The organism is Inquilinus sp. OTU3971, from assembly GCF_038440215.1.
In genome coordinates this window covers 1-5,605 of record NZ_JASATH010000308.1, presented here as the reverse complement: position 1 = coordinate 5,605, position 5,605 = coordinate 1, and the positions used below count along the sequence as shown (strand labels likewise).

Here is a 5,605-nt window from a genome sequence, read left to right as displayed (position 1 = left end):
GGGGGGTACCGTTATTTACCCCCGCGCCGGGGGGCCCCCCGCGGGCCCCCTCGCCGACGACGACGCCCGGCCCCACGAAGGCATCGGCGGCCACCCAGGCATGGTCCTCGATCGTGATCGGGGCCGTGGTGAGGGCCATGTCCTCGGAATCGATGTCGTGGCTGGCCGCACAGAGGAAGCTGTACTGGCTGACGGTGGCATGCCGGCCGATCCGGATGCGATCGACCGAGTAGCAGTCGACATCCGGGCTGAGACAGCCGAACTCGCCGATCTCGAGATTCCAGGGGGCCCAGATCCGGGCGGAGGGATGTACCACGGCGGAGCGGCCGATCTGCGCGCCGAAGAGCCGCAGCAGAAAGCGCCGCCAGCCATGCAGCGGTTTCGGGCTCGGCCGGTACAGCAGCAACCAGACGACACCCCAGACCATCCGCGCCAGCTTGTTCGCCGCCGAATGCGGGCTCGGCCTCGTCGCGACCTGCGGTCGGCCGCTCACGGCCATGGTGGTCGGCTGGGTCATCGCCGGCATCGCCTCGCCCCGCTCGAGCCGGGCGCTTGCGGTCGGATGGGATCGATCATGCGTAGCGCTCGCGAAGCATCCGAAGGCCGTTCTTGACCGGCGTCGGCAGATAGGTCCTCAGGCCGTCCCGCAGGCCCGGCGGGAAGCGCCAGCGCGCGAGATCGATCGGCGCTGCGATGGCAGGGCGGGCCTCCGCCACACGGTCGAGCAGGGCCCGATACCGATCCGCCATCAGCCCGACGCCGAACAGCTCCCGTGCCGTCGCGCTCGCCTGCCCGGACATCCGCGCGAGAGCCGCCCGGTCCCGCGCCAGCCCGATCACGGCCTGGGCCGCCGCCTTGACGTCGCCGACCGGGAACAGGCGCCCGTTCCGGCCGTCCTGCACCGCCATGTCGGTGACGCCGCGGAGCAGCGACGCCACGGGCACGCAGCCGGCGGCCATCGCCTCCACCAGCGTCACCGGGAACCCCTCGAAGCGCGAGGGCATGATCAGCACGTCGTGCTCGGCCAGGAGCGCCCCGACCGAGGTCGGCGCCACGGCGCCCAGGCAGCGGACGAAGCCGGCCGTCCCGTCGCAGCTGCGCTTGAAGCGGGCGAAATCGGGCCCGTCGCCGGTGACGGTGAGGGTCACCGGGTCGGGTATCTCCTGCAGGATGCGCGGCAGCCACAGCACGCCCTTCGCCTGGTCATCGATCCGCCCCAGAAAGAGCAGCCGCAGCGCCTCCTCGCCTCCGCCGCGAGGGCTCCGCGCGACGTCGGCGGCCTCGATCCCGTTCGGGATGACCATCGTCCGCCCGTCGTCGAACCCATGACGGGAGACGAGATCGGCCCGGATCCGGTCGGAGACGCCGACCGTGGCATGCACATGGTCCCGGATCGCCAGCGCCGCGGCGTAGGTTCCCGGCGTGATGTTGTGCACGATCATGACCCGGAGGATCCGCGACGGCAGGTAGCGGATGCAGTTGGTCTGAACCCGGTCTGCGGCGACATTGACGAAGACGCCGTCGAACCCCTCGCGCTCGATCGCCTCGATCATCGCCTCGGTGCCGGCCCTGTCGTCGTCGTCGGGCCGCCCCGCCACGAGGCCGAGATCCTGCTGGGATCGGAAGTAGGCGCCGTTCGCGGCGCGGTGTGCCGCGGGACCATAGCCGAGCCAGCGAAGATCGATGCCGTGCGGCGCCAGCCCGGCGTGCAGATGGCGGAAGACCGAATAGGTGCCCCCGATATGCGGGAAGCCGAAATAGGCGAACCGCATTCTCAAGGCTCCGGGGCCAGGCGCCGGGCCGCAGGCACGCGATCCCGCCGCAGCACCGCCCGGACGAAGCCGAGATGCACCGCCACCGGGACCAGAAGCCCGATCGTCAGAACCGCATTCGGCACCAGGAGGACCGTCCCGACATAGGCGACCGCCCCCAGGATGGTGGACAGGCCGACCATGACGATCGCAGCCAGCGCATGAGGCATGCCGAGATCGAGCAGGAGATGGTGGAGATGCCACCGGTCCGGCGAGAACGGGCTGCGTCCGGCGAACAGCCGGCGGACGATGAGGCTCAGGGTATCGACCACGGGAATGATGCAGATCCAGAGCAGGACCGGGAACGGAACCGAGGGCCGCGGACCGGAGCACAGCTCGATGATGAAGTAGGCGATCGCGGCGCCCAGCATCGTGCTGCCGGCATCGCCCATGAACACCGCAGCCTGCGGCCGCCAGCGATGCCGGGTGTTGAACACGAGGAAGCCGAGCACGGCGGCCAGCAGCAGGCCGATCTGGGCCACCAGATCGGCGCGCCCGACGAAGGACGCCAGCAGCGCCAGCCAGAACAGCGCCCCCGCGGCTATTCCGCCGGCCAGGCCGTCCAGCCCGTCGATCATGTTGAAGGCATTGGTCAGCCCGATCAGGAACACGATGCTCGTGACCAGGCATATCGCCGACAGCAGCGGCTCGCCCATCATCGCGACGAGGCCGGGTGTCCCCTCGCCGAGATCGGTGATCCGGTGCTGGCCGAGCACGACGATCGCGATCGCCGCGAAGGTCTGGGTCAGGAGGCGGGTGATGGGACGGAGATCCAGCCGGTCGTCCAGCACACCGGCCGCGACGATGACCGCAAGGCCGCCGATGAAGGCCCACAGGCCGGTCAAGGCCCGGTCGAGGACCAGCAGCCCGATGCCGTAGGCGGCGAACATCGCCAGGCCGCCGCACCGCGGCACCACGCCCTCATGCCGCTTGCGCTCCGAGGGTCGGTCCACCAGGCCCAATCGCGGTGCGATGCGCTGCATCCAGGCCACGAGAACGACGGCCAGGAGAAATCCGTTCAGCAAATGGGGCGTCAGGTCCGGCATCCCACCCTCTCCGAATTCATCTGGTCCGCCTCGCTGGCGACGGGAAAACAATGGAAAGAAAAAGGGGACTCACTGGCTCCCAAAAGACCCCGAAACCTAGTCGCAGTGCGGCATGGGATTCGATTCAGGAGAACTAATGAGGATCGCCAATCAGAAGGAGCATGCCCCGCTTTACCCCCCTCTTTCGGGGACGGGATGCATGTCCGGGGCCTATCCATCAGGACAGTGGACACGCAATTCCGAGGGTGCCGCATGGTCCGTCACCGGACCGAACCGTGGGAACCGAGCACATTCCGCACCAAGGCGACGAACCGCTTGTCGGGACGACGCATCCGCACCAGGCCCGCCCGCGAAGGCTATGCCGCCGCGGCCGAGGAGTTGAAGAAGGCCGAGCTTCGCCGCGACATGATCGTGCTGAGCGCGCCCGCGGACACGGTCGTCCTCGACATTGCCCAGCGCTCGATCGGCTCGGTGGTGCGGGAAGCCGAGCCGCTGTTCACGCTGGTGCCGCTGAATGTCCCCCTCGAGGCCGAGGTCTCGATCGCCAGCAAGGACATCGGCCAGCTCGGCACCGACGAGCCGGCCCGCATCAAGTTCGATGCCTTTCCCTTCCAGAAGCACGGCACGGCCTCCGGCACGCTCCGCACGATCAGCCGGGACTCCTTCGCCTCCAATGCGCGGGACGGCAAGGGCAATCCCGACGGCTCGGCCCCGCCGGTGTACCGGGCCCGGATCCGGCTGGTCGATACCACCCTGCGATCGATTCCCGACACGTTCCGGCGACTGCCCGGCATGACGCTGACGGCCGAGATCGAGATCGGCCGCCGCACTGTCCTCTCTTATTTTCTCTACCCGCTGGTGCGGGGGCTGGACGAAAGTCTCCGCGAGCCCTGACCGATCGACTATTCGGCCACGTGGCGAAGCGCCGATTGCTGCCTGATGCTGTGCAACTTGAAGGCGATCTCCGTCCGGTTGCGAGCCTGCATCTTCTTCATGATGATCCGGATATGGACCTTTACCGTGCTTTCGGACAGGTTCAACTCGTAGGCGATGATCTTGTTCGGCTTGCCCTGGGCGACGCCTTCGGCGACGGCGGCCTGGCGCTCGGTGAGGTCGAACGGGGGCTTGGCGCTCCTCTGCTCGCCGCGATCCGGCTGGCCGGCCGCCATGAGGACCGCTGCCGGCACGAACAGGCCCCCCGCGATGGCGAGAGACAGGGCTCCGACGGCGACTTCCAGGCTCACATTCGTCGGAACATAGCCGCGGGCGCCATGCGACAGAATTTTGAGGACGTGGTCCGAGTCCAGGTGCTCGCCCATAACGACCACAGGAAGAGCTGAATGATCCCGGGCCAGCATCTGCAGATCGTCTATCAGGCGCGGATCGTCGGCCCGCCTGTCGCCAATCCCCAGAAGCACCGCAGAAAAATCCATTTCGGATCCGGCGACCAACCAATCGTCCAAATCCGCAAACTCCACACCGACGACCCCGCTATATGCCGCCGAAAGCGCGGCCGTCAGAGCCTCTCGGACAAGCGTTCGAGAGTCCACGATCGCGATGGTCGCTTTCGCAGAAGCGCCCTCTGCCGGGAAGTTGATTGGCGCGGTATCGCAGAACTCCTTCGGCCGCAATTCAGATATATTGCCAAATCCGTCTGCATTGTCTTCACGAATTTTCATGAATACTCCTGACAGAGCGCCGGCACCCTTGGCAGGAAGGTGATTGAGCAGCACGATGGAAGCAAATGCTTCGGCATTTCGTCACCCGACCGCATTGCCAGCTCTCTTGTATTTTAGGATATGATTCCGGTATTTATTAGAAAGGCGGCGGCAAATTTCGTTACGATAAAACTCGGTTGAGCGGGCCCCGTCAAGCAAAATGGGTAAAATTTTATCAAACCTTCGCAACATTCTACCGCTAATTCGCAAGCAGGCTACGTCTTTTGGGGTATCGCGCCCCCGGATGGGCGGCGGCGGATTGATGGCCAAGCTTGCGTTCAATCGCCATTTCGACCGCATGCCGGATGCGGCCGCCGGTGGACGATCCGCCTGAAGCCAGCTCGCCAAGTCTCCTTCCGACCGGCAGCGTGAGCGGCACCGGCAGGTCGGCGCTGGCGATCCGGCTCGCGTGGCATGCCGGCCTGCCTTTGCGGCCGACCAGGCGATGATCGTGAACGACACATCTCAGGAATCGAAACACCCGGCCCACTGGGGCCGGGTGCTTTGCGTTCTGCGCTTGTTGCCGGGAAGCCGGCTACAGGACGAAGTCGGCGGCGACGAGGCCGATCGTGCCGGTCAAGTTGATATGGAAGTCCGCGGTGCCGTCGCCGTCGACGTCGCCGGCGATCGTGGTGACCCCGGGGGCGAAGAAGGCGAAGCGCAGCTGACCCGCGGCGCCGGTGAAGAGCGCGTTGCCGATGAAGCTGAAGGCCTGGTCGCCGGCAAGGCCGCTGCTGGCGTCGATCCCCGACAGGTCGATGCGGTCGGCCTGGGCGTGGCTGAAGTCGGTGACGACGTCGGCATTGGCCCCGATCACGCTGTCGCCGAGGGCGGTGAACCGGAACTGGTCCGCCCCGGCGCCGCCGGCGAGCATGTCCTTGCCGGCCCCGCCGACGAGGACGTCATCGCCGTTCCAGCCCTGCAACGTGTTGGCCCCGGCATTCCCGATGAGCATGTCGTTGCCCTGGCTGCCGGAGAGGATCTCGATCCCGGTCAGGACATCGCCCTGCGCGTCGCCGCCGACGCCGAT

Annotated in this window: 5 protein-coding genes and 1 pseudogene; 1 reads left to right on the top strand and 5 read right to left on the bottom strand. The window is 67.0% G+C overall.

What is annotated here, in order from left to right:
• From AAHM41_RS38465 to AAHM41_RS38455, 3 genes are all read right to left on the bottom strand, one after another.
• On the bottom strand, positions 1-517 hold a 517-nt coding region (locus tag AAHM41_RS38465), incomplete at its 3' end, for a hypothetical protein (RefSeq protein ID WP_342241917.1).
• A gap of 55 nt (positions 518-572) precedes the next feature.
• Positions 573-1,772: a glycosyltransferase family 4 protein gene (locus AAHM41_RS38460; RefSeq protein ID WP_342241916.1), complete on the bottom strand. Its 1,200-nt coding sequence runs from the start codon at positions 1,770-1,772 to the stop codon at positions 573-575.
• A gap of 2 nt (positions 1,773-1,774) precedes the next feature.
• Positions 1,775-2,857 carry an MraY family glycosyltransferase gene (locus tag AAHM41_RS38455; RefSeq protein ID WP_342241915.1) on the bottom strand — a complete coding sequence of 361 codons (1,083 nt, stop codon included), beginning with the start codon at positions 2,855-2,857 and terminating at the stop codon, positions 1,775-1,777.
• A 225-nt stretch (positions 2,858-3,082) separates the two neighbouring features.
• Here AAHM41_RS38455 and AAHM41_RS38450 point away from each other — a divergent pair, with 225 nt between their 5' ends.
• Positions 3,083-3,751, top strand: coding sequence for an HlyD family efflux transporter periplasmic adaptor subunit (locus tag AAHM41_RS38450; protein WP_342241914.1), 669 nt, complete (start codon positions 3,083-3,085; stop codon positions 3,749-3,751).
• Positions 3,752-3,759: 8 nt separating this feature from the next.
• Here the strand turns inward: AAHM41_RS38450 and AAHM41_RS38445 are convergent, their stop codons facing one another.
• On the bottom strand, positions 3,760-4,536 hold the full coding sequence (locus AAHM41_RS38445) for a response regulator transcription factor (RefSeq protein WP_342241913.1): 777 nt from the start codon (positions 4,534-4,536) through the stop codon (positions 3,760-3,762).
• 574 nt (positions 4,537-5,110) lie between these two features.
• A pseudogene (locus AAHM41_RS38440) lies at positions 5,111-5,605 on the bottom strand (M10 family metallopeptidase C-terminal domain-containing protein); the annotation flags it as partial.

What these genes read in the sequence shown, in the direction of transcription:
- AAHM41_RS38460 (WP_342241916.1), bottom strand. Translation starts at nt 1,772, where the DNA reads ATGCGGTTCGCCTATTTCGGCTTCCCGCATATCGGGGGCACCTATTCG.
- AAHM41_RS38445 (WP_342241913.1), bottom strand. Translation starts at nt 4,536, where the DNA reads ATGAAAATTCGTGAAGACAATGCAGACGGATTTGGCAATATATCTGAA.
- AAHM41_RS38455 (WP_342241915.1), bottom strand. Translation starts at nt 2,857, where the DNA reads ATGCCGGACCTGACGCCCCATTTGCTGAACGGATTTCTCCTGGCCGTC.